This window comes from Parabacteroides merdae ATCC 43184 (assembly GCF_025151215.1).
Taxonomy (GTDB): Bacteria; Bacteroidota; Bacteroidia; order Bacteroidales; family Tannerellaceae; genus Parabacteroides; species Parabacteroides merdae.
Genome location: NZ_CP102286.1, coordinates 2,754,269 through 2,780,302, shown reverse-complemented (window position 1 = coordinate 2,780,302; position 26,034 = coordinate 2,754,269). Strand labels below are relative to the sequence as shown.

The following is a 26,034-nucleotide window of genomic DNA, read 5'->3' as shown; positions in this document are numbered from 1 at the left end:
AGATATATCAATCCGACACGGGCTTCAATTTTAGCAATAAAAGGAAGCAGTGTCAGTGATAAAGAAAGTAAGCAAGGGCAGACGGTGGATGCCTTGGCTCTCGGAGGCGATGAAGGACGTGATAAGCTGCGATAAGCTTGGGGTAGGTGCAAATAACCTTTGATCCCAAGATTTCCGAATGGGGCAACCCGGCTGGTAGAAGGCCAGTCATTCCGTAAGGAAGGCGAACGTGGGGAACTGAAACATCTAAGTACCCATAGGAGAAGAAAACAAAAGTGATTCCGCAAGTAGTGGCGAGCGAACGCGGAACAGCCCAAACCGATGATGTTTAGGCATTGTCGGGGTAGTAGGACCACGTTGTGGCAAGAGATTAAGGAAGTAGAACGTTTTGGAACAAACGGCCGTAGACGGTGAAAGCCCAGTATACGACTCTTTAACGAAGCCTAGTGGAATCCTGAGTAGCGCGGAGCACGAGAAATTCTGTGTGAATCAGCGGGGCCCATCCCGTAAGGCTAAATACTCCCGAGAGACCGATAGCGAACCAGTACTGTGAAGGAAAGGTGAAAAGCACCTCGAACAGAGGAGTGAAATAGTCCCTGAAACCGTCTGCCTACAAGCGGTCGGAGCAACGTAAGTTGTGACGGCGTGCCTTTTGCATAATGAACCTACGAGTTACTTTCTCCGGCAAGGTTAAGGGCTTCAGGCCCGGAGCCGAAGCGAAAGCGAGTCTTAATAGGGCGTGATAGTCGGAGTGAGTAGACGCGAAACCAAGTGATCTACCCTTGGTCAGGATGAAGGTTGGGTAACACCAACTGGAGGTCCGAATGGGTATACGTTGAAAAGTGTTCCAATGAACTGAGGGTAGGGGTGAAAGGCTAATCAAACTTGGAGATAGCTCGTACTCCCCGAAATGCATTTAGGTGCAGCCTTTATTTAGTATAGCATGAGGTAGAGCGACTGATTGGATGCGAGGGCTTCACCGCCTATCAAGTCCAGATAAACTCCGAATGCGTGCTATATATTGATAAGGAGTGAGGGCGCGGGTGCTAAGGTCCGCGTCCGAGAGGAGAAGAATCCAGACCATCAGCTAAGGTCCCCAAATAACAGTTAAGTTGAACTAACGAAGTCGGACTGCAGAGACAGCTAGGATGTTGGCTTGGAAGCAGCCATTCATTTAAAGAGTGCGTAACAGCTCACTAGTCGAGGAGTCCGGCGTGGATAATACTCGGGCATAAACTGTTTACCGAAGCTATGGATGTAGAAATACATGGTAGGGGAGCATTCCAACGGCGTCGAAGGTGAAGGATGACCTTTGCTGGAGCTTTTGGAAACGCAAATGTAGGTATAAGTAACGATAAAGGAGGTGAGAAACCTCCTCGCCGAAAGACTAAGGTTTCCTGATCAACGTTAATCGGATCAGGGTAAGTCGGGACCTAAGGTTAAGCCGAACGGCGATACCGATGGAAGAATGGTTTAATATTCCCATACTACTTTATGGAGCGATGTGGAGACGGAGAAGTGAAAGTCCTGCCATCTGACGGAATAGGTGGTTGAAGAGTGTAGATGTAGATTCCTGTAGGCAAATCCGCAGGGAGAGTCGACCTTGACAGTATGCCGCGTGCTTGCACAAGGCAAAATGGACGTAATCAGGCTCCCAAGAAAATCCGCTAAGCATATTCATAAAGTACCCGTACCGTAAACGGACACACGTAGTTGGGTTGAAAATACTGAGGCGCTCGAGTGATTCACGGTTAAGGAACTAGGCAAATTGACCCTGTAACTTCGGGATAAAGGGTCCCTACTGAGAGGTAGGGCGCAGAGAATAGGTCCAGGCAACTGTTTAACAAAAACACATGGCTGTGCGAAATAGAAATATGAAGTATACAGCCTGACACCTGCCCGGTGCTGGAAGGTTAAGAGGAGAGCTCATCGCAAGAGAAGGCTTGAATTGAAGCCCCAGTAAACGGCGGCCGTAACTATAACGGTCCTAAGGTAGCGAAATTCCTTGTCGGGTAAGTTCCGACCTGCACGAATGGTGTAATGATCTGGACACTGTCTCAACCGTGAGCTCGGTGAAATTGTAGTATCGGTGAAGATGCCGATTACCCGCGATGGGACGAAAAGACCCCGTGAACCTTTACTATAGCTTTACATTGAATTTGGGCAATCGATGTGTAGGATAGGCCGGAGACCGTGAAGCAGGTACGCCAGTATTTGTGGAGTCGCCGTTGAAATACGGCCCTTTGGTTGTTTGAGTTCTAACCCGCAGAAGCGGGGACACTGTATGGTGGGTAGTTTGACTGGGGTGGTCGCCTCCAAAAGAGTAACGGAGGCTTCTAAAGGTACCCTCAGACCGATTGGTAACCGGTCGTAGAGTGTAATGGCATAAGGGTGCTTGACTGGGAGACAGACAAGTCGATCAGGTAGGAAACTAGAGCATAGTGATCCGGTGGTTCCGCATGGAAGGGCCATCGCTCAAAGGATAAAAGGTACTCCGGGGATAACAGGCTGATCGCTCCCAAGAGCTCATATCGACGGAGCGGTTTGGCACCTCGATGTCGGCTCGTCACATCCTGGGGCTGGAGAAGGTCCCAAGGGTTGGGCTGTTCGCCCATTAAAGTGGCACGCGAGCTGGGTTCAGAACGTCGTGAGACAGTTCGGTCTCTATCTATCGTGGGCGTAGGATATTTGAGGGGCTCTGACACTAGTACGAGAGGACCGTGTTGGACAGACCACTGGTTTACCGGTTGTACCGCCAGGTGCACCGCCGGGTATCTAAGTCTGGATTGGATAAGTGCTGAAAGCATCTAAGTACGAAGCCAGCCTCAAGATGAGATATCCCTAGAGGGTCGTTGTAGACTACGACGTAGATAGGCTACAGGTGTAAGGGCAGCAATGTCGAAGCCGAGTAGTACTAATAGCCCGAGACTTTCGATCATGTAAGGGTTGATATATCAGCAGGTGGCTGATGCCATATGTTTCTATTAGTTACTTTAGGTAATGGGGTTGTCCAGTCAAAATCTTACAAAGAGGTATTAAGGTGGTTATAGCGTTGGGGATCCACCTCTTCCCATTCCGAACAGAGAAGTTAAGCCCAACCACGTCGATGGTACTGCGTAAAAGTGGGAGAGTAGATAGCCGCCGTTTTTTAGGAGTGAGAGCGAAAGTTCTCCGTGAAGGAAGCCGATTCAGTTTTGAGTCGGCTTTTTTCGTTCCCGACAGCCTATAAGCCATGTGGATGTCAGGGTATTCCTTAAACAGTATTTCTGCCCTTTCCCTTTTGGTTTTCCGTATTCTTCTGGTATAATATAATATTATTCTATCTTTATCGTTCAATATATATTGACTGAATATTTCGATATGAAAAGTATATATGATTCCCGCCAACGGTTGAAGTTTGTATTTATTTTTACGGCTATCCTGATCGCGATCGCTTCACTTGTTGTTTCTGATATGCTGATAAAAGATCTGGCCCAGGAAGAACGCCAGAAAATGGAAGTATGGGCGGAGGCTACTCGTTTGACGGCAAGTAAGAACACGGCTGTGGATTTGTCTCTTGTTTTGAAAATCCTGGAAGGAAATACGACTATCCCGGTTGTACTTTGTAATGACAAAGACAGCATCATGTTCGTAAAGAATATAAGCTTCCCCGAAAATGATGTGGAAGAATTTAAGAAAGTAAAAGTAAAGGAGCTGAAAAGCAAAAATACGATTGTGATCGATATGGAGGATGGAACTTTCCAATATGTCTATTATGACGATTCTGTCATCCTAAAGCGATTGTTGATTTATCCTTATGCGCAGCTTACGGTTGTATTCGTTTTTATTGTGATTGCTTTTCTGGCGCTTGCAAGCACGAAGAAGGCCGAACAGAATAAAGTGTGGGTTGGACTGTCTAAAGAAACGGCTCATCAGTTAGGAACGCCTATTTCGTCTTTGATAGCTTGGGTGGAATATCTGCGGACAAAAGATATAGATTCTTCTCTCTTGAACGAGATGGAAAAAGATGTGAAGCGTTTGGAAACGATTGCGGAGCGTTTTTCCAAGATCGGTTCCAATCCGGACCCAGTCCCAGTGGATATCAATAATTCTATCCGTTCGGCCTTGAGCTATATGAGCACACGTATTTCTTCGAAGGTCAAGATTTATACGCATCTTACCGACGGGCCGGTTCCGGTGTTGATGAATGACTCTCTTTTTGCTTGGGTTATAGAGAATCTGACAAAAAATGCGGTAGATGCAATGGAAGGGCAGGGGGAAATCACGTTTCAGGTGGAGGAACGTGATAAAGTCGTTCGTATCGATGTGACCGATACCGGGAAGGGGATCGCCAAATCTAAGTTTAAAACCGTATTTAATCCCGGTTATACGACCAAAAAGCGTGGGTGGGGGCTAGGCTTGTCTCTGGTAAAGCGTATTATCGAATCTTATCACGGCGGAAGGATATTTGTTAAGAGTTCGGAAGTCGGCAAAGGCACGACTTTTCGAATTGAGCTTCGGAAATATAAGGGCTAAAATCTTAGATAGTAAAAAATAACTGCAAAGATGTTGCATTTGTGTTTAGTTTTTTCGTACCTTTGCAAGGTTTTTACACTAAAAGGCTTTGGGAAAGTTTAAATTATATAATGTAGATTTGAAAAATCTCACTCCAGGAATACACGAATTCGAGTATTTATTGGAGAATAAGTTTTTTGTGGATATTGATGGAGACCAAGTCCAGAAGGGCAAAGTGAAGGTTAACCTCACGGTAAAACGGTCTTCCATGATGTTTGAAATGAACTTTCAGATTGAAGGTGTTGTTATGGTTCCGTGCGACAGATGTCTGGACGATATGGAAATCCCAATCGACACGCATAATCGCCTGGTGGTAAAGTTCGGTAAAGAATATGCCGAAGAAAGTGACGAAGTAGTGGTTATACCGGAAGACGAAGGTGCTATTAACCTCGCGTGGTTCCTGTATGAATTTATTGCATTGGCAATACCTATGAAGCATGTACATGCTCCGGGAAAATGTAATAAGGCTATGTCGTCCAAGTTGAAGAAGCATACCGCCAGAAGCACTGAAGACGGAGATGAAGAGTACGAAGACGATAGCGTGGAAGAAGATATCGCGATTGATGACGACGTACCTGTGGCAACAGATCCGAGATGGGATGGTCTGAAAGGTTTACTTGAGAATGATAACAATTAAATAAATTAAAACATGGCACATCCTAAAAGAAGACAAGGTAAGACAAGAACAGCCAAGAGAAGAACTCATGACAAGGCTGTTGCTCCCACAATGGCTATTTGCCCGAACTGCGGCGCATGGCACATTTATCACACTGTATGCGGCGAATGCGGCTATTACAGAGGTAAGTTAGCTATCGAAAAAGAAGCAGCTGTGTAAGTTTATCCTAACTGATTAAGTTTTGATAAACCAAGAAATAGCCCTAAAAGTATTTTTAGGGCTTTTTTTTAATTGGGATATATAGTCCTTTTTATTTTTAAAGATATGGATAAGATAAATGCGGTAATAACAGGCGTAGGCGGATACGTTCCCGAAGATGTGTTGACGAACGAAGATATTTCGAAGTTGGTGGATACGACGGATGAATGGATCATGACGCGTGTTGGCATCAAAGAACGCCGAATTTTGAAAGGTGAGGGCTTGGGAACCTCATATATGGGTATACGGGCTGTGAAGCAGTTACTCGAAAAGACAAATGTGAACCCGGAAGAGATAGAAGTGATCCTCACAGCAACAACTACGCCTGACCATCATTTCCCGACCACTTCCTCCATTATAGCTTACCATACCGGTTGCAAGAATGCAATGACTTTCGATTTGCAGGGGGCTTGTGCCGGTTTTTTGTATGCCTTGGAAACAGGTTCCAATTATATCCGTTCGGGACGCTATAAGAAAGTGGTTGTTGTGGCAGGCGATAAAATGACTGCTATAACGGACTATCAAGATCGTTCTACCTGTCCTTTGTTCGGCGATGCCTGTGGTGCTGTGCTGCTCGAACCTACAACGGAAGAAGTGGGTGTGATGGATACGATCTTGCGTACCGATGGTGTAGGCTATTCACATCTGATTATGAAATCCGGCGGTTCGGCCTATCCTCCTTCACACGATACGGTGGATAATCGCGAACATTTCGTTTTCCAGGATGGCAAATATGTCTTTAAGTACGCAGTTTCGTATATGGCTGATGTTGCTGCCGAGATTGCCGAACGGAACGGGCTGACACACGATGATATCGCATGGATCGTGCCTCATCAGGCAAACTTGCGCATCATCGATGCGACAGCAAAACGTCTGGGTGTGGACATGGAAAAGGTGATGATCAATATCCAGAAATACGGAAATACCAGCGCCGGGACAATCCCTATCTGCCTTTGGGAGTGGGAAGACAAACTGAAGAAAGGCGATAATCTGATTCTTGCCGCTTTTGGCGCCGGTTTTACCTGGGGTGCAATTTATCTTAAATGGGGATATAATGGAAAACAAGCATAAATCCGGCTTTGTTAATATTGTCGGTAATCCGAACGTCGGGAAGTCTACGTTGATGAACCGTTTGGTGGGAGAGCGTATCTCGATCATCACTTCGAAAGCACAGACAACGCGGCACCGAATCATAGGGATCGTGAATACCGCAGATATGCAGATTGTGTATTCTGACACGCCGGGAGTCCTGCATCCGAATTATAAGTTGCAGGAATCTATGCTTAATTTTTCTCAGTCGGCACTTGGTGATGCCGATGTATTGCTTTATGTAACCGATGTTGTCGAAAAGATCGACAAGAATGAAGAATTTCTCCAGAAGGTCCAGAAAGTGGAATGTCCGGTCCTGTTACTGATTAACAAGATTGATACGACTACCCAACCAGAATTGGAAAAGCTGGTAGCCGAGTGGAAAGAACTTCTTCCGAAAGCTGAGATCATTCCGATCTCAGCCCTTTCGAATTTTAATATAGATTACGTGAAACGTAGGGTAGAAGATCTGATGCCTGAATCTCCTCCCTATTTCGAGAAAGATGCGCTTACCGATAAGCCGGCCCGTTTCTTTGTGACGGAGATCATTCGCGAGAAGATTCTCCTGTATTATCAGAAAGAAATCCCGTATGCGGTGGAAGTCGTTGTTGAGCTGTTTAAAGAAGAAGCCGAGCTGATTCATATCAAAGCGCTCATTATTGTTGAACGCGATTCCCAAAAAGGAATCATCATCGGGTATCGTGGCCAGGCATTGAAAAAGGTAGGTGCTATGGCACGTAAGGATATCGAACGCTTCTTTGATAAGAAGGTTTTCCTGGAAATGTTTGTCAAAGTAGAAAAAGACTGGCGTAACCGGGACAACATGCTGAAGAACTTCGGTTATCAGCTGGATTAATTAACAGCACAGACAGAAAAAGTTGTTTATGGGAAATATTGTTGCAATAGTTGGTAGACCCAACGTAGGAAAGTCCACTCTCTTCAACCGTTTGACACAGACGCGCCAGGCGATTGTCAACGAGGAAGCAGGCACTACCCGCGACCGTCAGTATGGCAAGGCAGAGTGGACAGGTAAAGAATTTTCGCTGATTGACACCGGCGGATGGGTGATTAATTCGGATGATGTTTTTGAAGAAGAGATAAACAAGCAGGTGAAAGTCGCTCTTGAAGAGGCAGACGTGATCTTGTTTGTCGTTGATGTCTTGAATGGAGTTACGGATTTGGATAACGAAGTAGCTGCTATCCTGCGTCGTGCCAAGAAGCCTGTGATTGTTGTGGCCAATAAAGCGGATAACTTCGAATTGCATCCCTCCTCTGCCGAATTTTATTCTTTCGGATTAGGTGACCCTTTCTGTATCTCTGCTATCAACGGTTCTTGTACAGGCGATTTGTTGGATAAAATCGTTGCTACGCTTCCGGATGACAAGCAGGAGATGCTCGAAGAAGAGCTGCCCCGTATCGCCATCATCGGCCGTCCGAATGCAGGCAAATCTTCTTTGATCAACGCCTTTATCGGTGAAGACCGCCATATTGTAACGGATATTGCTGGTACGACCCGTGATTCTATTTACACGAAATATAACAAGTTCGGCCTGAATTTCTATTTGGTGGATACGGCCGGTATCCGTAAGAAGGGGAAGGTGAATGAGGATCTGGAATACTATTCCGTGATCCGTTCGATCCGCGCCATTGAGAATTCGGATGTCTGCGTGTTGATGCTAGATGCCACCCGAGGTATCGAAAGTCAGGATTTGAACATCTTCTCTTTGGTTCAGAAGAACAAGAAAGGCTTGGTCGTTTGTGTGAACAAATGGGATTTGGTGGAAGATAAAAGCCAAAAGGTGATTGATACCTTTATGAGTGCGATTCGTGAGCGTCTGGCTCCGTTTACCGATTTTCCGATCCTGTTTATTTCGGCATTGACAAAACAGCGCATTCTGAAGGTGCTGGAAACAGCCAAAGATGTATACGAAAACCGTCAGCGCCGTGTTCCGACAGCCAAGCTGAACGAAATCATGCTGCCGATCATCGAGAACTATCCGCCTCCTGCTTGGAAAGGAAAATATATCAAGATTAAATATATTACGCAGCTTCCTGCCGGCCAGGTTCCTTCGTTTGTGTTTTTCTGTAACTTGCCGCAATGGATCAAAGAGCCTTACAAACGCTTCCTGGAAAACAAGATCCGGGAAAACTGGAACTTTACGGGAACGCCGATTAATGTATTTATTCGGGAAAAGTAAAAAGAAAAGCGCCGGTTGGCGCTTTATGGCGGAGTGTGAACCGTGCCGGATTCGAACCGGCGACCTCTGCCCTGTCAAGGCAGCGCTCTAAACCAGCTGAGCTAACGGTTCCGATGCTGTAAAGATAAAATGAATCCCCGGGAGTCATGCACTCTCCGGGGATTTTTTTATGATTTTTTTGTTTTTAAGCGGCGAATGCTTACAGCGAGTTCAGCAATTTATTCAATTCATTTACCATTTCGGCTGCTGACTGTTGAGTTTCGGACAGGCCTTCCGGGGTAAATTTAGCCACTGCTTTGTTTAATTTGTTCAATTTGCCTTTAGCCCCTTTGGCTGCCAGCTCTTCGCGGAGGATACGGATTTTTTCGCAGTCCTGAATACCTTCGACCAAACGTTCGAAACGGATCGAACTGCGGGGGCCAGGATAGATACTGTATGTATCGCCGGCTGCCCAAGTGCGGAAGCGTGAGTCGCGCAAGGGATCGGCTGTCCAACTGTTTACGGCCCAGCGCAGGTAACCGTCATAGCCTCCGGCGATGGCATGCAGGGCTGTCCAAGTAGCTTCGGCCGGATCGGAGAAAGTAAAGGTGTTCGGGAAGGCTTCCGAGCAACACGTGTAGACCGTGCTGATCTGTCCTTTGCGTTCGCGTTCGGCTTTTACGTTTTCTGGAAATTTATGGCCGTAAGGGATACTCAGGTAATACAAGTCGGATTGGATTTCAGGATGATAGTTGCCCGCCAGCGTGATCTTGAATTCGGGATCGGCCTGCTTGATGACTTTGATTGCTTCGCGCATGGCTTCCATAGGACGTTCGTCCATAGAGATGGCAGTCTTTTCAAACCAGCCTTTTTTACGCAGGTGACGGGAGAAGTCTTTCAGGAACGAACCCCAGTATTCGGTATATTCGGCATCGCCAGGTTTGACATTGATAAACTGTACCCGGCTGGTCGCTTCATCGTAATAGTCGAAAGTCAAAGCCCAAGGGATCATGGTGTAGCAACTGATCATATCTTTGATCCCCACTTCGTTCATCATGAATTCCACCCATTTGTCAAATACGTCATAACTGTATACCCATGTCCCGTCGATTTTCTTGATACGGGTTACCATGCTGTCGAAATGGTCTTCCGTCTGGCCGGCCCAAGGTTTATGCATGATGCTGGTCGTGATGGCCCGTTGTCCGGCATTGGCCAACATCTTCATGATCGGAAGCATGGCGTCGAAATGCTCCTTGCTCCAAAGAGGAACCTGGTAGTAACGGGCTACGGAATAGGGATTTTGCCACAGGTCCAGATGGAAAGCCCAGTCTTGCGGAGCTGGCAGCGTACGGTTCTGCACGTCGATTTCTACCTGGAGTTTCATATCTTGGAAATTCTTTCCTGAAACGGTCAACGTCCCCTTATATTTCCCTGCGCGGGCATCTGATGGAACCCATACGTTCAGCCAGATCGGTTGTGTCGTACAAGCTTTGATATCCTGTATTTTTACAATATCCAAGACATCGGCTACGACAGACGAATCCCATTCGGCCTTGTTTTCGCGATGTCCGCAACCACCTTTGCGGTCCTTGTTCAGCTCGTCGGTCATGACATAGCGTACGAAGTTCGTCGTGATGGCAGAAGCCGGGATGACGGCCGAGCCGCTTTTCAGTTCGCTGACGGTGACCGTTACGTCGTCCAACGCTTCTTTAGTCCACAACACGGCTTGTGCATTGATACGTTCCCCTTTCCAGGCTTTCCCTTGCCAGCGGGTTGTCTTCTTGATGTCGGGGACATTCAGTTTTTTGTAGCGGATATCCGTTGTTCCCCAGCTGAGGCAGGTTGGCGTTGTCATTTTGTTCCAGACTTCTGCGCCGTCATGCGGTTTGGTGTCTGTAAGTTCCTCATAATTGCCCAAAGGATACTTTTCTGTCTGTTGAGCGAAACAGACCGGCCCTAATGTCAGCAAGGCCGATAGGATAAGAGCATTTTTCATGAAATGATTGATGTTTTTTAGTTTACGTGGGTAAAGATAGGAAACAATTGACAATTGACAATGGAGAATTGATAATTAGGGAGGGAAAGATATTGTCAATTGCTCTTTGTCAATTCTCAATTCTCCGATAATGACAGGTGATCAGGTCGCCGCTATCGTCATGGAGATGCATACCGCTTCCTTCGCAATAGCGGAACATGTCGCAGTCTGCGCACTGTCCTTTTCGTGCCCATTCCCGATTGCGATATTCTTTGAAGCCGTTGTTCCAGACATCAACAAAGCTGTCTTTGTAGATATTTCCCTGATGGAAGTTGGCACGGATGCTCGGACAGCCGGATATAGATCCGTCGATCAGTACCGATGCCGTGCTGATACCAGCATTGCAGTGAAAAATCTGGTCGCGTACTTCCCCCTCGTAATTGCCGAGGAAACCTTCACAGGCAAAACTAGCATGTATCTTTCCCTCGGCGCGGCAATGACGGATGAATTTGAGGATCCAAGTGAATTGTGTGTCGTCGATCTGCAATTCCGGTGTCTCTGCCGCCCGGCCCACAGGAAAAATGGTGAAGATACGCCAGTTCTTGACTCCCAGCTCGATCAGAAAATCCTTGAGCAGCATCAGGTCCTTGAAGTTTTTCTGATTGACGCAGGTCACGACGTCCCAGACGATTTCCTTCTCTTCTGCCAGCATCGCAATGGCATTGACAGCGCCTTCGAAGCTCCGGCGGTTTCCCCTGAGCCAGTTGTGCGCCTCTTCGAACCCGTCGAGGCTGATGGTGATGGAGTGCATTCCGGCCGCCAATAGCGAGTCCAGTCGTGTGCGGTTGAGCAGCAATCCGTTGGAGACGATTCCCCAGGGATATTCGCGTTTGTTCAATTCCCGCCCGCATGCTTCGATATCTTTACGGACCAATGCTTCTCCGCCGGTAAACGTGATCATCACCTTATGCGGGTCCACGTGAGGCGTGATTTCGTCTATCACTTTCAGGAAATCTTCGACCGGCATGTCCGGATGGGCGGACGAGACATGGCAGTCGCTACCGCAATGGAGGCAGGAGGCGTTACAACGGAGCGTGCACTCCCAAAAGAGCGTACGCAATTCATGTATCTTGGCTCGGTTCTTCCGGATGCTTCTGAATAATTCTAATGCAAGGCGTTTGCGTAATCCGGGACGTTTATTCATTCTTTGTCTTTTCTTTTAAGGTTGAACTTTATTTCTTTTTCGACAGAGCCTTTAAACCAACTTCCTGTGTTTCCCTTATAATCATCGCTGGAAAGTGTAAGGTTCGTAGAGTCTTTTTCGTATGAACCGTTTTGGGGACCGTCTATATCCGTTGCTATGATCCGTAATTTGTCGGTTGGAAATTCTTCAAACTGGCAATGAAAGACTCCAGCAGGATCTGTGGAAACAGCTGGTATCGTGTCAAACCAATGTCTGTTATCGCCATGATGTTCTACCAGACATTTTATTTCAATATCCGGAATCGGCATATTTTCTTGGTTTACGACTTTTCCTTTGATTGTAAAGTCGGCATGAGGAGTACCGTACATGGCGGCTCCCGGTTCAGAGTCACATGTGGAGAAACCTAGCAGCATTAGTACGCTGGTTAATAGCCAATTGAGACTTTTTAGGAAGGAGGAAGAGATCTTTTTCATACTTTTATAGCATTTGTTTATACTATATTGATGCAAATATACTTTTTATAGTTGCTTCTTTATCATTTTCTTTTGGATATATTATATTCTTCTATGGAATAGATTCGTTTTTCGGATACGATCCATAAGTTGTCTGCTTGGCGGCGGACGACTTATGAGAGTAATCTGAAGCCCTAAAAGAGCAGGGCTGGCGGGCTAAAGAATAAGGATGGACGAAATAAAGTACAGCGGGAATGCCCGGAATCAGCCGGATATTGAGTAACTTGCGCCCCAAATTCAATTGATCGATCAAACATGAAGGATTTTCTGCGTATACTGAGGCGTTTTGTGCCTCCCTATAAGAAATTTATGGTGTGGAATGTGATATTTAACGTCCTGTCTGCCATTTTGAACCTGTTCTCTTTTGCATTAATCATCCCGATTCTGAATATCTTGTTTAAAATCAGTGACGAAACCTATACCTATACGGATTGGACGTTCGCCCCTTTCTCGTTCGAAGCCTGGAAAGCGACTCCGGAATTGCTGAAAAACAACTTCTTTTGGTTCGTGTCCGACATGATCGAGACGAAAGGCGGTTCCTTCACGCTGATCATATTGGGTGTTTTCCTGATCGTGTCTACTTTCTTGAAGGTCGGGACGATGTATATGGCTTTTTATACGATGATCCCGATCCGTACGGGTGTCGTCCGCGACATCCGCAACCAGATCAATCGCAAGATAACGGAACTCCCTCTGGGCTTTTTCTCGGAAGAGCGGAAGGGGGATATAATCGCACGCGTTTCGGGAGATGTGAACGAGATCGAGACTTCGATCATGAGTTCGCTTGATATGCTCTTCAAAAACCCGATCCTGATCCTGATCTACCTGATCGGGATGATCGCCATCAGCTGGCAGCTGACGCTTTTTGTCTTCATCCTGCTGCCTTTCGCCGGATATGTGATGGGAACGGTCGGAAAGAAGTTGAAACGGAAATCGTTCGAGGGACAGCAACAATGGGGGTATCTGATGAGTCAGATAGAGGAGACGTTGGGTGGCCTGCGTGTTATCAAGGCTTTCAATGCGGAGGCGAAGATACAGGACCGTTTTGAGAAAAGCAACGAAACGTTTCGGCGGTTGACGAACCGCATTTACCGCCGCCAGCAGATGGCGCATCCTATGAGCGAGTTCTTGGGGACAGCCACGATCGCGATCGTGCTGTGGTATGGCGGTACGCTGATCCTGAGCAGTAACAGTCCGATCGACGCCTCTACTTTCATCTACTACTTGGTGATTTTTTACAGTATAATCAATCCGGCGAAGGATCTTAGCAAGGCCTCTTATGCCATTCAGAAAGGGCTTGCCTCTATGGATCGCGTCGATAAGATCCTGAAGGCGGAAAGCAATATTAACGATCCTGAGGATCCGAAACCGATTGCTCTGACGGAAAGTATTTGCTACCGGGATGTCTGGTTCAAGTACCAGCATGAATGGGTGCTGAAAGGCATTGACCTGACGATTCCGAAAGGACACACGGTAGCGCTGGTCGGCCAGTCGGGGTCGGGAAAGAGCACGTTGGTGGATTTGCTGCCTCGTTTCTATGATGTGGACAAGGGGAGCATAACGATCGACGGAACGGATGTGCGTGATGCGACCTTGTACGATCTGCGCAGCCTGATGGGGAATGTCAACCAGGAGGCGATTCTTTTTAACGACACATTTTTCAATAATATCTCTTTCGGAGTGGAAGGGGCTACACTCGAACAGGTCCAAGAGGCGGCCCGTATCGCCAATGCGCATGATTTTATCATGGCGAGCGAAGATGGATACGATACTAATATCGGTGACCGCGGCGGTAAGTTGTCGGGCGGACAGCGCCAGCGTATCAGTATTGCACGTGCCATTCTGAAGAACCCGCCGATCCTGATCCTCGACGAGGCGACTTCGGCGCTCGACACCGAGTCGGAACGCTTGGTGCAGGAGGCTTTGGAGAACCTGATGCGTAACCGTACGACGATCGTGATTGCACACCGGCTCTCGACGATTCGTAATGCGGACGAGATTTGCGTGATGCATGAAGGGGAGATTGTGGAACGCGGACGGCACGAGGAGCTGATTGCATTGGATGGATATTATAAAAGATTGTGCGATATGCAAAGTTTTTGATAAGGAATAATAGCTAAAGTGTTGATAATCTAAATATAATAGTTTTATGGAAAAGAAAGCATGGTTGATTTGTATTTGTTGTCTTTGTTGTATGTGTGGTGTTTCTGCACCGAAAAAGAACAATTTTTCGGTTAAGAGAGGCGTCAATATCAGTCATTGGTTGTCACAAAGTAATGTAAGAGGTGAAAATAGAGCTGTCTTTTTTACGGAGGCTGATGTTAAATTTTTGTCAGAAGTAGGATTTGACCATTTGCGCTTGCCTGTGGATGAAGAACAGATGTTTGCGCCCGATGGCAGTAAAGAAAAAGAAGCTTTTTCTTTGCTGCATAATGCTTTGTCGTGGTGTCAAAAATATCGGTTAAAAGCAATCGTGGATTTGCATATATTGCGTTCGCACCATTTTAATGCGAAGGAAAAACCTCTTTTTACTGATCGGAAAGAGCAGATTCGATTTTATGATTTGTGGAAGCAACTAAGTCAGGAATTGCATACCTATTCAGTCGATTTTTTAGCTTACGAATTGATGAACGAACCGGTAGCTGACGACCATGAACAGTGGAATAATATTGTAGCTGAATGTGTTCGGACCATTCGTCTGTTAGAACCCGAACGGTCGTTACTTGTTGGTTCTAATAGGTGGCAAGGATATGAAACGATGCGATATTTGAAGATACCTGAGAATGATCCGAACTTGATTATTAGTTTTCATTATTATAATCCCTTCTTGTTGACCCATTATAGGGCAGGTTGGACGGATGTAAAAGACTATACAGGAAAGGTGCATTATCCGGGAAAATTGATTGCTGATGAAGATTTGAAACACTTAAAAGGTGAATTGTATGACAAGTTCTCCTATTGGAATAAAGTGGAATTTAACAAAGAGGTGATTGAAAAACATTTCAAGGAGGTGGTCGATTTTGCCCGTTTACATCAACTCCCGTTGTATTGTGGTGAATTTGGTTGTATCGCCGCAACCCCAAAAGCCGATAAAGAACGTTGGTATCAAGATATGATAGAGTTGTTTGATAAGTATGAAATTGCGAGAGCCAATTGGGATTACAAAGGTGGTTTCGGAATTATAGAGCAAGGTATACCGCAAACGGATCTGATATATATACTTACAGGAAGAAATATCAAATAATTGTAATTATGAAATATAACGCATTTGTTTTTCTGTTTATGATTCTGATAGGATGCAATATGCCGGAAGTGAAAACGGGTAAACCGCTGTCTTATCATTTCGATGCCCCAGCCGGAATTTGGGAAGCATCGTTCCCGTTGGGTAACGGACGCCTCGGATTGATGCCGGACGGAGGTGTCGACACGGAAAATATTGTCTTGAACGAGATCTCCATGTGGTCGGGCAGTAAGCAGGATACAGATAATCCGCAGGCATATCACTCGTTGGGCACGATCCGGAAACTTCTGTTCGAAGGACGTAACGACGAAGCACAGGAACTGATGTACAATACTTTCGTCTGCAAAGGCGAAGGGAGCGGACAGGGGCAAGGAGCAAATGTCCCGTATGGCAGTTACCAACTGCTAGGTAACCTCGTGCTGAATTACGATTATCAAGGTACTTCCGATTCGATCTTCGGATATAGACGAGAATTGAATCTTGACAACGCGATTGCAACAGCTTCTTTTAGAAGGGGAAAGGTGACGTATAACCGCGAAGTCTTTACCTCTTTTGCCGATGATTTGGGGGTGATTCATTTGACTGCCGATGCGGATAGGGCGCTGAACTTCTCGTTTGGGATGAACCGTCCCGAACATTATAAGGTGACTGCCGACGGTAATGACCTTCTGATGCAGGGGCAGTTGCCTGACGGTGTCGATACGCTGGAGATGAAAGGCCTCCGCTATGCATCGCGTGTCCGCGTCATCCTGCCGAAAGGGGGAAATGTGACTCCGGGAGATTCGACTGTTTCCGTGCGGAATGCCTCCGAAGCGATCTTGTTGGTGAGTATGGCAACCGATTATTTTGATAAGGATTTGGAAGGGAAGGTCTCTTCCCTGCTGGCTAATGCCGAAAAGAAAGATTTCGCCTCTTTGAAGAAAGGGCATATTGCTGCTTACCGTTCCCTGTTCGGCCGTGTGGAGCTGGATTTGGGACATTCTTCCCGCGAAGACTTGCCTATGGACGAGCGTTTGGCTGCTTTCCACGAAAACCCGGACGATCCTTCGTTGGCTGCGCTTTATTTCCAGTTCGGCCGTTATCTGCTGATCTCGTCCACGCGTGTGGGCTTGCTGCCTCCCAATCTACAGGGGCTTTGGTGTAATACGATCAATACGCCCTGGAACGGAGACTATCATTTGAATATCAATCTTCAGATGAACCATTGGCCTGCGGAGGTGGCGAACCTTTCCGAACTTCATCTTCCGCTTGTGGAATGGACGAAACAACAGGTTGCCAGTGGCGAACGGACCGCTAAGGCTTATTATAACGCCCGTGGATGGGTGACGCATATCTTGGGAAATGTCTGGGAGTTCACTGCACCGGGCGAACATCCGTCATGGGGGGCAACCAATACTTCCGCCGCTTGGCTTTGCGAACATTTGTACATGCATTATCTTTATACGTTGGATAAGGAATATCTGAAAGATGTGTATCCGGTTTTGAAAGGAGCTTCCCTGTTCTTTGTGGATATGTTGGTGGAAGATCCCCGCAACAAATATCTGGTGACGGCCCCGACCACTTCGCCTGAAAACGGTTATAAGTTGCCGAACGGCAAGACGGCTCATATCTGTGCCGGTTCGACGATGGACAACCAGATCGTCCGCGAACTGTTCACCAATACGATCGAGGCTGCCGACATATTAGGACTTGATTCTGCTTTCGCCGGCGAACTGGCTGCCAAGCGTGCCCGTTTGATGCCGACGACGATCGGCAAGGACGGGCGTATCATGGAATGGCTCGAACCCTACGAAGAGGTTGAACCTCATCATCGCCATGTGTCTCATCTCTATGGACTGTATCCGGGCAATGAGATATCAACGGAGCGTACACCTGAACTTGCCGAAGCTGCCCGTAAGTCGCTGATTGCCCGTGGCGATAAGAGCACGGGATGGTCGATGGGGTGGAAGATGAATTTCTGGGCGCGTCTGCATGACGGCGACCATGCCTATAAGTTGTTTGTCGACCTGCTCCGTCCGTGTGTGGACCGTAAGACAAATATGACGAACGGCGGCGGGACATATCCGAACCTGTTTTGTGCGCATCCTCCTTTCCAGATAGACGGTAACTTTGGCGGTTGTGCCGGTATTGCCGAAATGCTGGTACAGAGCCAGACGGGAGAAATCGAACTGCTTCCCGCCCTGCCTTCCGCCTGGAAAAGCGGCAGTTTCAAAGGACTGAAAGTTCGCGGAGGCGGCGAAGTGTCTGCCAAATGGAAAGAAGGCCGCTTGGCGGAAGCCGGTTTGAAAGCCCTGGTTCCCGGTTCGTTCCGTATCAAACTCCCGGCCGATTCGGCGAATATGGGCATCAAGATCAACCAAAAAGCCGTATCTCTCCCGGTTGTCGACGGCATGTTGAAAGTAGAATTGCAGGCTGAAGATCAGTTGGTACTGATGTTTTGATCAATACAGCGGCAACTTGTATATGAACCCTACCGACAAGCGTTGTGTGTTTTCAATGGAAGCACACAGCGCTTTTGCTTTTTCCGTCAGATTGTAAAAGCGGGCTGTTCCGGTGAGGAAGATATGCAGGTTTTCATCCGCCATCGGATAAAATTCGATGCCGGTCTGCAAGCCCCATGCCGTACGGTATTTCCCGTCCGGGAGTTCTCCTTCTTCATCTCCCGCTTTATAGACCGACCCGGTTTCGTACATTCCTTTGGCGAAGGCGTTCCATTTCGGATGAAAGCGATAATTCATCTCTGCCACGAGTGAAAGATACTGGATGTTACGCAAGCAGACAGGTCCTTCCTCATTCTCGGCGGACGGAGGGACTAACTCGGTCAGGATACCTAACGGATCGAGTGCCCCGCGTGTGTACATCACATCGAAATAGCCGTCAAACGGGCCGGTGCAAACATTGTGCCCGGCCCATGCCATATACATCCATTTCCCTTTGGCCTGTTCTCCGGCCGTGGCGGAATAGCGGAGGTTCAAAATCTCGTCCAGATAACTGCTGTTCCAGTTAAATGTGTAGAAAAGCGGAGCGCGTGGCTTTCCGATTCCGGCGGGAAGTATTCCGTAGGTGTCTTCCATGCTCCCGATTCGGTTGTCTGTTACTTGCAAACGTAGTTCCTGGGAAGGAGTCGGCTGATAACCAAGCGTGACTCCTGTAAAATAGCAATCCATGTATTCGTTCATGTCGCTGTATTCATATATAGCATACGGATCGAGGTCATATTCGAACCCTCCCCAGGCAGCATCCTGTTTCCCTAAGGTAATCGTGAATTTATCGTTGAGGCGATAGCCGATCATCGCATATTCGATCGATTCCGGCAGGTTCTCCAGATCCATGCCTTCATTCCCCTGGTTGAGGTTCTGGCGGTACCAGTAGAAAAGACGGTCGTTTACTTCACCGGTCGCCTCGATCTTGATATGGTTGAAACGGAAAGCAGCTTCATCCAGCTTGTGCCCGGTGAAGAAAGTATTGAAAGAAGCGTGCATTTCCAGATCCAGGTTGAATACATTATTGCGCTTGGGAATCTTCGTTGCATATTCGAACAGGGAAATATCGGAGGAATCCCGTTCGGGAATAAATGATTGCGCCTGTACGGAAATAGTGCATAAAAAGCAGGCTGACAGCCAGAATGCCGTTAGTCGTTTCATTGTCGATTACGATTATGTTTGATTCTGGCTGCAAAGATATTACTTTTCTTCCGTTTTGCCGATGTGCTTCATCACCTTCGCATCCAAGTAGAAGATCAGTTCTTCTGCAATGTTGGTGCAATGGTCGCCGAAGCGTTCCATCTTGCGGATGACGCCCGCCATGTAAAGGCCGGCAAGTGCGCTGCCCGGATGCGCTTCGATATACTGGGCGATCAGAGGAGTCGAATCGTGATTGATCTCATCGATGATGTTGTCTTTCAGGAAAATGCGTGACGCGATTTCGGAACTTTCCTTTTCAAAGGCCTCCTGAGCCAATGATATCATGCCGAGAAGTTCGTGTAACATTTCTTCTACGCGTGCGATTTTTACCAGTTCCGGATCGATCGGTTCTCCTTCCGGCAGGTTGACGGAGAAGCGTGCGATACTTTCGGCGAAGTCGCCGAGGCGTTCCAGGTTTGTATTGATCTTGTACATGGCAAGTACGAAACGCAGGTCGATAGCCACCGGTGCGTACAAGGCAATGATATCCTCGCAATCACTGTCGATCTTCAGCTCGAATGCATTCACGCGGCGTTCACGGCTGAGCACTTTGTAGGCCAGTTCCTTGTCTCCGGTCAGCATCGCTTCACCGGCATTGTATATCTGCTGGTGGACGAGTGCCCACATCTCGTTGATCGTATTCTTTAACGCCGCTATTTCTTGTTCAATAACCTTCATGTTTTGATTTATAATTTATGATTTATAATTTATGATTTATGGATTATGACTTATGATTTATGTGTCGATGATAAATCATAAGTCATAAATCATAAATCTTCTCACCCGAATCTCCCTGTGATATAATTCTGGGTCGATTCTTTTTCCGGATTGGTGAAGATCTTACGCGTTTCACCATATTCGACCAGTTCACCCAAATAAAAATATCCAGTCTTGTCGCTTACACGAGCAGCTTGCTGCATGTTGTGTGTGACGATCACGATTGTATATTCCTTTTTCAGTTCATGGATCAAATCCTCGATCTTGCCTGTAGAGATCGGATCGAGGGCTGAAGTGGGCTCGTCCATCAGCAGGATTGAAGGTGAGATGGCCAATGCCCGTGCGATGCAAAGGCGTTGCTGCTGGCCGCCGGAAAGAGCGAAAGCCGAATCTTTCAGCTTGTCCTTGACCTCGTCCCAGAGAACGACCTGCTTCAAGCTTTTGACTACGGTTTCTTCGATGTATCCGTTATCCTTAATGCCGTTTACGCGTAGACCGTAAGCCACATTTTCAAAAATTGTCTTCGGGAACGGGTTCGGTTTCTGAAACACCATCCCGACGTTTTTACGGAGCGTATCGACTTTTTCCCCTTTGCTGTATATGTCCCGCCCGTCGATGAATATCTTACCCTCCAGACGTGTGTCGGGGATCAGGTCATTCATGCGGTTGAACAAACGGAGGAAGGTAGATTTGCCACAACCCGACGGGCCGATAAAGGCTACCGAGGTGTTGGCTTCTATCTGCATCGAAATGTTCTTCAGCGCATGAAAGTCTCCGTAATGGAAATCTACGTTTTGAGCATCAATCTTTATCATAAATAATTTTCAATTAATTCATTTTTACTTTCTTAGCGAAATAATTACGCAATAGATTTGCCAGCAGGTTGACAACCAAGACGATGGCAATCAACACCAAAGCCGTTCCGTATGCCATGCCGCGGGAGGCTTCTATATCCGTTCCGCTCGTGGATATTACATACAAGTGATAAGGCAGTGCCATGCACTGGTCGAAGATGCTTCCCGGCAATTGGGGAAGGAAATAGGCTGCCACGGTGAACAGGATCGGAGCTGTTTCGCCCGATACGCGTCCGACCGACAAGATCAGGCCGGTGATGATATTCGGGAAAGCCATCGGAAGCACGACACGGCGGATGGTCTGTAACTTCGTTGCGCCCAAAGCCAGGCTACCGTGCCGGAACGAGTCGTCGATACTTTTCAGAGCTTCTTCCGTCGTGCGGATAATCAGGGGAAGCGACATCAATGCCAGCGTAAACGAACCGGCTATGATCGAATCTCCCCAACCCAGTGCATTGACGAACAGCGACATACCGAACAAACCGAATACGACTGACGGGACTCCGCTCAGGTTATTTGTCATGATACGGATGAAGCGGACCACTTTGCCGTTTGTCGCATATTCATTCATGTAGATGCCGCTCATGATCCCGATCGGGAAACTGATGATACTGCTTCCGACGATCAGGTAGAAGGTTCCGACGATCGCCGGGAAGATTCCCCCTTTCGTCATTCCCTCTTCCGGCGCTTTCGTCAGGAAGTCCCAGCTGATCACGCTGCCTCCTTTGATGATGATGAAGCCTAAGATCACGAACAAGATCGCTACGACCAGATAACTCAACAGGGTGAAGAAACCGAATGCAAACTTTTGGGAGGTCCGTTTCTTTAAATCTATATTTCCTAACTTTTGTACAGGTGCCATAATGCTAATCAGATTTTTCTTTTAGATGAAATATACTCGACGGAGATACTCAATATCAACGTGATCAGGAAGAGGACGGCGCCGAGCAGGAACAAGGCTTCGTAGTGTGCGCCTCCGGCGGGAGCCTCTCCCAGTTCGGCGGCGATCGTCGCGGGAATAGTCCGCACCGGCTCGAAGAAGGAGGTCGGGATGACGGCCGCATTGCCGGTTACCATCAGGACTGCCATCGTCTCGCCTATCGCACGTCCGATACCCAGCACGACTGCGGATGTAATGCCGGAAATGGAATATGGGATGATTACTTTATATATTGTTTGCCATTGGGTCGCACCCAAGGCGAGGCTTGCCTCCTTCATGGCGCGGGGTGTTGTCCGCATGGCATCTTCCGCAACGGTGATAATCGTTGGGAGCGCCATGATCGCCAGGACCACGCTGCCGGCAAAAGCCGTTTCGCCGACAGGCAGGTCGAATGTCTTCTGTATGAGCGGCACGATTACCACCAAGCCGAAGAAACCATAGACGACAGACGGAATGCCCGCGAGCAGTTCGATGATAGGTTTCAAGAGGTCGCGTGTCCGCTTGTTCGCTATTTCCGCCATGTAGATGGCAACCGCAATTCCGAAAGGAAGTGAAAGTACGATTGCGCCGATACTGACCAGTAATGTGCCCAACAACAAAGGAATCAATCCGAATATAGGGGCCGGTGTCGAGGTCGGATACCATTTCGTCCCTCCGAAGAACTCCCCTAATGTGATCTTCTCTTCCGGCAGTACCTTTCCCTGGAACCCTTTTTCCAGTAAATACTGTTTGGGGAAGAAAGCGATGATACCTGGTTCTTTCGCCACCAGTTCGCTGATCTTTTGCGGGACGTATTGAAATTCGTCGCCCAGTTCCTCCTCCGTATAATAGTTGGTCAGATCGGAGAAACGGAATATCAGGATATCCTGATCCATCCCGCTGATATCTTTCCAGTTGGTTATATTACCGTCGAAAATGTCCATGATCTTCTCCGGTGATAATTTTCCGACATCGTTGCTTTTATTTACGGCAAGAACATAGCCTTCTTCTGTGGCCGGAGTATTGAAAAGGCCGCCGGCCTCTTTGAACAGAAAGAACACGATCAGCAAAATCGTAAAGCTGCTGACGCTTCCGCTGATGAGTAACCCCCCTTCTACAATCTTTTCGAAAAATTTTCTCACTTTGTTTACCTTTTTATTCCACCTGCAAAGGAACGAAACAAATATTACGAAGCGGTTACATGGGATTGAATGAGATGTTACGATATTGTTACGTTTGTATTTCAAGAAATAGTCTGTATTTAAGAAAAAGCGGAACCGGTTAAATGCAGGTTTGACAGTGAAAGTGGCTTCACTGCTTATGTTTGCCTTCATCAGAGATCAAGTCGGTCCCGGATGGTTCTGTTTAAGCGACAATAGCTATGGTTTCTGTTGTCAAACAGCCCGGTCATAAACCTTTTGCCTTTAGTCGAATACGTTTTCGCCCTTGGTCAAAAGCCCTTTCGACACAGGTCAAAAACCTTTTTGACTAAGGGCGAAAACGTAAGGAGTGGTAGCGATGGCAGTAAATACTTGTGTATTTGTTTATTAGTTATTATTGTAGCCTTCTTATTTTTCACTTGAAAATATATATAGGTGGATGTGAAACCAGGGGGGGGAAAAGGCCAACCAAGATCAGGATACGACACAAGCCCCGGAGATGAAATGACATTTTCGGGGCTTCGTCATGTATACCAATCGCTTTTCTATCGTAATACGCAGTAATTTGTAAACTTATCCCTATATTTGTCCAAAATCTTTCTAATTATTCGATTATGAACAAACTTTTAAGTTTATCTGTGTTAGCGACCACACTGCTGTTGTCGTCTTGTAGTAATGCCCCGCAGGAGGAACCTCTTGCGAAAGTGATTGACCGCGGTTTGAAAGCCTCGACCGAACAGGCGCTGCTTATGGCCAAAGAGCTGGAACAACAGGATGGCCGGCTGCCTAAGAGCATTAAGGATGGCAAACTGGAAACCAGCGACTGCTATTGGTGGTGCAGCGGTTTCTTCCCCGGTGAACTCTGGTATCTGTATGAAAACAATCCTACTCCCGAATTGAAGAAGTATGCCGGACTTTTTACCGAACGCTTGGAAAAAGTGCAGCATGTGACGGATAACCACGACGTAGGCTTCATGCTTTATTGTAGCTATGGCAACGGTTACCGGCTGACACAAAATCCCGCTTACAAGGATGTGCTGGTGACAGGCGCCGGCTCGCTTAGTACCCGGTTCAACCCTATGATCAAGGCGATCCGTTCCTGGGACTTTACCAATAATGGTAAATGGCAGTATCCGGTTATCATCGATAATATGATGAACCTCGAACTGCTGACGTGGGCAAGCAAGACTACCGGCGATAACCGTTTCCATGATATCGCGGTCACGCATGCCAATACGACGATGGAAAATCATTTCCGCGATGACTATAGCTGCTATCATGTCGTTTCATATGACACCATCACCGGAAAACCCCATATCAAAATGACGCATCAAGGCTATGCCGACGAATCGGCTTGGGCACGCGGACAGGCATGGGCAATCTATGGCTATACGATGATGGCTCGTGAAACCGGCAGTCCCGAATATCTGGCACAGGCCAAGCATATTGCCCGTTTCCTGATGAACCATCCGAATATGCCTGCCGATAAAGTCCCGTATTGGGATTTCGATGCTCCTAATATCCCGGATGCACCGCGCGATGCCTCTGCTGCCGCTATCATGGCTTCGGCTTTGATCGAATTGAGCCAGTTGGATAAATCGGATGAGGCAAAAAGCTATCTGGACTTTGCCGAACAGCAGGTGCGCTCTTTATCATCACCTGAATATTTGGCGGAGAAGGGAACAAACTGTAACTTTGTACTCAAGCATTCGACCGGCCATCTGCCTGGAAACAGCGAGGTGGACGTGCCGCTTAGCTATGCCGATTACTATTATGTGGAAGCATTGATGAGACTGAAAAAATTAATTTGAATATAAACCATGAGAAATTCATTGAAAATCGCCGTACTAATTCTATGTACGATCTGCCTGCCTTTTACAGGCAACGCCCAGCAAACAACAGGTAAAGAAGATCGTGCATTCTGGGTGGAAAATCTGACACGCATTGCTGATCCCGTACTTGTCAATCTGAGCAATAATACGTTGAAGAAGAATATGCCTTACGAATCGTTGGGCAACCGTCGTCGTTTCTCGCATTTGGAGGCGGTGGGCCGTCTGGTCTGCGGTATCGCTCCTTGGCTGGAACTGGGACCGGACAATACGCCTGAAGGCAAGCTCCGTGAGAAATATATCAACCTGACGGTAAAAGGCTTGAAGAATGCTGTTAATCCGGAGGCTCCCGACTATCTGGTTTTCGGTGAACCGTCGCAACCTCTGGTAGATGCTGCTTTTTTGGCTCAGGGATTATTGCGTGCTCCGAAACAACTTTGGGGGAATCTTGATCCGCAGGCAAAAGAATGGATGATTACCGAATTGAAGCGTAGCCGTAACATCAAGCCTTTTGAAAACAACTGGCTGCTTTTTGCTTCGACCGTCGAAGCTGCTTTGTTGGAGTTTACAGGAGAATGTGATATGGAACGGATGCTGTATGGAGTGAAAAAATTCCGTGACGAATGGTATAAAGGGGATGCTATGTATGGTGATGGAGTTGATTTTCACATGGACTATTATAATAGTTTCGTAATCCATCCGATGCTGACGGACGTGCTGGTCGTGATGAAGAAACATAATATCGAGGGAGCTGATTTCTTGGATACACAGTTGAAACGTCATGCTCGTTATGCCGAGATACTGGAACGTTTTATTTCTCCCGAAGGTTCCTTTCCGGTTGTCGGTCGTTCCATCTGCTACCGTTTCGGTGCTTTCCATGCGTTAGGACAAGCTGCTTTGATGCATATTTTGCCCGAACGGGTGAAACCGGCGCAGGTGCGTTGCGCTTTGACTTCCGTCATTCGTCGCCAGTTGAAGTCTCCGGCAAATTTCGACAAGAACGGCTGGTTGCGCGTAGGCTTTACAGGTGAACAAATCGAGATCTCCGAGTCTTATATCAATACGGGGAGCGTCTACCTTTGTGCTTTTGGCTTAGTGCCTCTGGGACTGCCGGAGACGGATGAATTCTGGTCCGCTCCTTATACGGAATGGACGAATGTGAAAGCCTGGAACGGGGAGAAGGTGCAGGCTGACCATGCAATCAAGTGATTGAAAATTAAGAATTAAAAATTAAAAAATAATACAA

At 47.3% G+C, this 26,034-nt stretch carries 20 protein-coding genes, 1 tRNA gene and 2 rRNA genes; 13 read left to right on the top strand and 10 right to left on the bottom strand.

Translation table 11 applies throughout. The features are described 5' to 3' along the window. Window positions 1–61: 61 nt before the first annotated feature. The 8 genes from NQ542_RS11685 (at window position 62) to der (ending at window position 8,715) form a co-directional block, all read left to right on the top strand. Window positions 62–2,937, top strand: a 23S ribosomal RNA gene (locus NQ542_RS11685). A gap of 99 nt (window positions 2,938–3,036) precedes the next feature. Further along, window positions 3,037–3,147, top strand: a 5S ribosomal RNA gene (rrf, locus tag NQ542_RS11680). Between the two features lie 213 nt (window positions 3,148–3,360). Beyond that, window positions 3,361–4,515, top strand: coding sequence for a sensor histidine kinase (locus NQ542_RS11675; RefSeq protein ID WP_005634588.1), 1,155 nt, complete (start codon window positions 3,361–3,363; stop codon window positions 4,513–4,515). 88 nt (window positions 4,516–4,603) lie between these two features. Further along, complete coding sequence (locus NQ542_RS11670; protein ID WP_005634589.1) at window positions 4,604–5,191, top strand: YceD family protein; 588 nt, start codon at window positions 4,604–4,606, stop codon at window positions 5,189–5,191. 12 nt (window positions 5,192–5,203) lie between these two features. Further along, window positions 5,204–5,389: a 50S ribosomal protein L32 gene (rpmF, locus tag NQ542_RS11665; protein WP_005634607.1), complete on the top strand. Its 186-nt coding sequence runs from the start codon at window positions 5,204–5,206 to the stop codon at window positions 5,387–5,389. A 105-nt stretch (window positions 5,390–5,494) separates the two neighbouring features. Further along, window positions 5,495–6,499 carry a beta-ketoacyl-ACP synthase III gene (locus NQ542_RS11660; protein WP_005634609.1) on the top strand — a complete coding sequence of 335 codons (1,005 nt, stop codon included), beginning with the start codon at window positions 5,495–5,497 and terminating at the stop codon, window positions 6,497–6,499. Continuing rightward, window positions 6,483–7,373: a GTPase Era gene (gene era, locus NQ542_RS11655; protein ID WP_005634610.1), complete on the top strand. Its 891-nt coding sequence runs from the start codon at window positions 6,483–6,485 to the stop codon at window positions 7,371–7,373. The genes NQ542_RS11660 and era overlap by 17 nt, the downstream gene beginning before the upstream one ends. Window positions 7,374–7,401: 28 nt before the next feature. Further along, entirely contained in the window at window positions 7,402–8,715 is a 1,314-nt protein-coding gene (gene der, locus NQ542_RS11650; RefSeq protein WP_005634613.1) for a ribosome biogenesis GTPase Der, read from the top strand. A 36-nt stretch (window positions 8,716–8,751) separates the two neighbouring features. Here the strand turns inward: der and NQ542_RS11645 are convergent. The 5 genes from NQ542_RS11645 to NQ542_RS11625 all read right to left on the bottom strand — a co-directional run bounded on the left by NQ542_RS11645 (window position 8,752) and on the right by NQ542_RS11625 (window position 12,638). Next, window positions 8,752–8,826 (bottom strand) — tRNA-Val (locus tag NQ542_RS11645). Window positions 8,827–8,914: 88 nt separating this feature from the next. Further along, window positions 8,915–10,690, bottom strand: coding sequence for a DUF4091 domain-containing protein (locus NQ542_RS11640; RefSeq protein WP_005634615.1), 1,776 nt, complete (start codon window positions 10,688–10,690; stop codon window positions 8,915–8,917). 109 nt (window positions 10,691–10,799) lie between these two features. Further along, window positions 10,800–11,873: a TIGR04133 family radical SAM/SPASM protein gene (locus tag NQ542_RS11635; RefSeq protein WP_005651364.1), complete on the bottom strand. Its 1,074-nt coding sequence runs from the start codon at window positions 11,871–11,873 to the stop codon at window positions 10,800–10,802. Next, window positions 11,870–12,346, bottom strand: a complete 477-nt coding sequence (locus NQ542_RS11630) for a radical SAM-associated putative lipoprotein (protein ID WP_005634621.1) — start codon at window positions 12,344–12,346, stop codon at window positions 11,870–11,872. Before NQ542_RS11630 ends, NQ542_RS11635 begins: the two co-directional genes overlap by 4 nt. A gap of 91 nt (window positions 12,347–12,437) precedes the next feature. Further along, complete coding sequence (locus NQ542_RS11625) at window positions 12,438–12,638, bottom strand: hypothetical protein (protein ID WP_005634623.1); 201 nt, start codon at window positions 12,636–12,638, stop codon at window positions 12,438–12,440. A gap of 2 nt (window positions 12,639–12,640) precedes the next feature. Here NQ542_RS11625 and NQ542_RS11620 point away from each other — a divergent pair, with 2 nt between their 5' ends. Genes NQ542_RS11620 through NQ542_RS11610 form a run of 3 tightly spaced genes read left to right on the top strand, consistent with a single transcriptional unit; the run spans window position 12,641 to window position 18,067 of the window. Continuing rightward, window positions 12,641–14,488 carry an ABC transporter ATP-binding protein gene (locus tag NQ542_RS11620; protein ID WP_005634625.1) on the top strand — a complete coding sequence of 616 codons (1,848 nt, stop codon included), beginning with the start codon at window positions 12,641–12,643 and terminating at the stop codon, window positions 14,486–14,488. Window positions 14,489–14,534: 46 nt separating this feature from the next. Beyond that, window positions 14,535–15,629: a glycoside hydrolase family 5 protein gene (locus tag NQ542_RS11615; protein WP_005651363.1), complete on the top strand. Its 1,095-nt coding sequence runs from the start codon at window positions 14,535–14,537 to the stop codon at window positions 15,627–15,629. A gap of 8 nt (window positions 15,630–15,637) precedes the next feature. Further along, window positions 15,638–18,067 (top strand): glycoside hydrolase family 95 protein, encoded by a 2,430-nt coding sequence (locus NQ542_RS11610; RefSeq protein ID WP_005634631.1) that lies wholly within the window; start codon window positions 15,638–15,640, stop codon window positions 18,065–18,067. Here the strand turns inward: NQ542_RS11610 and NQ542_RS11605 are convergent, their stop codons facing one another. The 5 genes from NQ542_RS11605 to pstC form a co-directional block, all read right to left on the bottom strand. Then, window positions 18,068–19,270 carry a porin gene (locus NQ542_RS11605; protein WP_005634633.1) on the bottom strand — a complete coding sequence of 401 codons (1,203 nt, stop codon included), beginning with the start codon at window positions 19,268–19,270 and terminating at the stop codon, window positions 18,068–18,070. It lies immediately after the preceding gene. Window positions 19,271–19,309: 39 nt separating this feature from the next. Beyond that, window positions 19,310–19,987 carry a phosphate signaling complex protein PhoU gene (gene phoU / locus NQ542_RS11600; RefSeq protein ID WP_005634636.1) on the bottom strand — a complete coding sequence of 226 codons (678 nt, stop codon included), beginning with the start codon at window positions 19,985–19,987 and terminating at the stop codon, window positions 19,310–19,312. Window positions 19,988–20,088: 101 nt separating this feature from the next. After that, complete coding sequence (gene pstB, locus NQ542_RS11595) at window positions 20,089–20,841, bottom strand: phosphate ABC transporter ATP-binding protein PstB (RefSeq protein ID WP_005634638.1); 753 nt, start codon at window positions 20,839–20,841, stop codon at window positions 20,089–20,091. Window positions 20,842–20,854: 13 nt separating this feature from the next. After that, window positions 20,855–21,742 carry a phosphate ABC transporter permease PstA gene (pstA, locus tag NQ542_RS11590; protein ID WP_005634640.1) on the bottom strand — a complete coding sequence of 296 codons (888 nt, stop codon included), beginning with the start codon at window positions 21,740–21,742 and terminating at the stop codon, window positions 20,855–20,857. Between the two features lie 8 nt (window positions 21,743–21,750). Then, window positions 21,751–22,941 (bottom strand): phosphate ABC transporter permease subunit PstC, encoded by a 1,191-nt coding sequence (pstC, locus tag NQ542_RS11585; protein WP_036724765.1) that lies wholly within the window; start codon window positions 22,939–22,941, stop codon window positions 21,751–21,753. 632 nt (window positions 22,942–23,573) lie between these two features. Here pstC and NQ542_RS11580 point away from each other — a divergent pair. Continuing rightward, the gene (locus NQ542_RS11580) at window positions 23,574–24,770 is read left to right on the top strand and encodes a glycoside hydrolase family 88 protein (RefSeq protein ID WP_005634646.1); all 1,197 of its coding nucleotides are present in this window, start codon (window positions 23,574–23,576) and stop codon (window positions 24,768–24,770) included. A gap of 9 nt (window positions 24,771–24,779) precedes the next feature. Next, window positions 24,780–25,997 (top strand): DUF2264 domain-containing protein, encoded by a 1,218-nt coding sequence (locus NQ542_RS11575; RefSeq protein WP_005634648.1) that lies wholly within the window; start codon window positions 24,780–24,782, stop codon window positions 25,995–25,997. Window positions 25,998–26,034 lie beyond the last annotated feature (37 nt).

What these genes read in the sequence shown, in the direction of transcription:
- NQ542_RS11610 (WP_005634631.1), top strand. Translation starts at nt 15,638, where the DNA reads ATGAAATATAACGCATTTGTTTTTCTGTTTATGATTCTGATAGGATGC.
- phoU (WP_005634636.1), bottom strand. Translation starts at nt 19,987, where the DNA reads ATGAAGGTTATTGAACAAGAAATAGCGGCGTTAAAGAATACGATCAAC.
- NQ542_RS11620 (WP_005634625.1), top strand. Translation starts at nt 12,641, where the DNA reads ATGAAGGATTTTCTGCGTATACTGAGGCGTTTTGTGCCTCCCTATAAG.
- NQ542_RS11640 (WP_005634615.1), bottom strand. Translation starts at nt 10,690, where the DNA reads ATGAAAAATGCTCTTATCCTATCGGCCTTGCTGACATTAGGGCCGGTC.
- NQ542_RS11580 (WP_005634646.1), top strand. Translation starts at nt 23,574, where the DNA reads ATGAACAAACTTTTAAGTTTATCTGTGTTAGCGACCACACTGCTGTTG.
- NQ542_RS11635 (WP_005651364.1), bottom strand. Translation starts at nt 11,873, where the DNA reads ATGAATAAACGTCCCGGATTACGCAAACGCCTTGCATTAGAATTATTC.
- NQ542_RS11615 (WP_005651363.1), top strand. Translation starts at nt 14,535, where the DNA reads ATGGAAAAGAAAGCATGGTTGATTTGTATTTGTTGTCTTTGTTGTATG.
- pstA (WP_005634640.1), bottom strand. Translation starts at nt 21,742, where the DNA reads ATGGCACCTGTACAAAAGTTAGGAAATATAGATTTAAAGAAACGGACC.
- NQ542_RS11675 (WP_005634588.1), top strand. Translation starts at nt 3,361, where the DNA reads ATGAAAAGTATATATGATTCCCGCCAACGGTTGAAGTTTGTATTTATT.
- NQ542_RS11660 (WP_005634609.1), top strand. Translation starts at nt 5,495, where the DNA reads ATGGATAAGATAAATGCGGTAATAACAGGCGTAGGCGGATACGTTCCC.
- pstB (WP_005634638.1), bottom strand. Translation starts at nt 20,841, where the DNA reads ATGATAAAGATTGATGCTCAAAACGTAGATTTCCATTACGGAGACTTT.
- der (WP_005634613.1), top strand. Translation starts at nt 7,402, where the DNA reads ATGGGAAATATTGTTGCAATAGTTGGTAGACCCAACGTAGGAAAGTCC.
- NQ542_RS11605 (WP_005634633.1), bottom strand. Translation starts at nt 19,270, where the DNA reads ATGAAACGACTAACGGCATTCTGGCTGTCAGCCTGCTTTTTATGCACT.
- NQ542_RS11630 (WP_005634621.1), bottom strand. Translation starts at nt 12,346, where the DNA reads ATGAAAAAGATCTCTTCCTCCTTCCTAAAAAGTCTCAATTGGCTATTA.
- NQ542_RS11575 (WP_005634648.1), top strand. Translation starts at nt 24,780, where the DNA reads ATGAGAAATTCATTGAAAATCGCCGTACTAATTCTATGTACGATCTGC.
- era (WP_005634610.1), top strand. Translation starts at nt 6,483, where the DNA reads ATGGAAAACAAGCATAAATCCGGCTTTGTTAATATTGTCGGTAATCCG.
- rpmF (WP_005634607.1), top strand. Translation starts at nt 5,204, where the DNA reads ATGGCACATCCTAAAAGAAGACAAGGTAAGACAAGAACAGCCAAGAGA.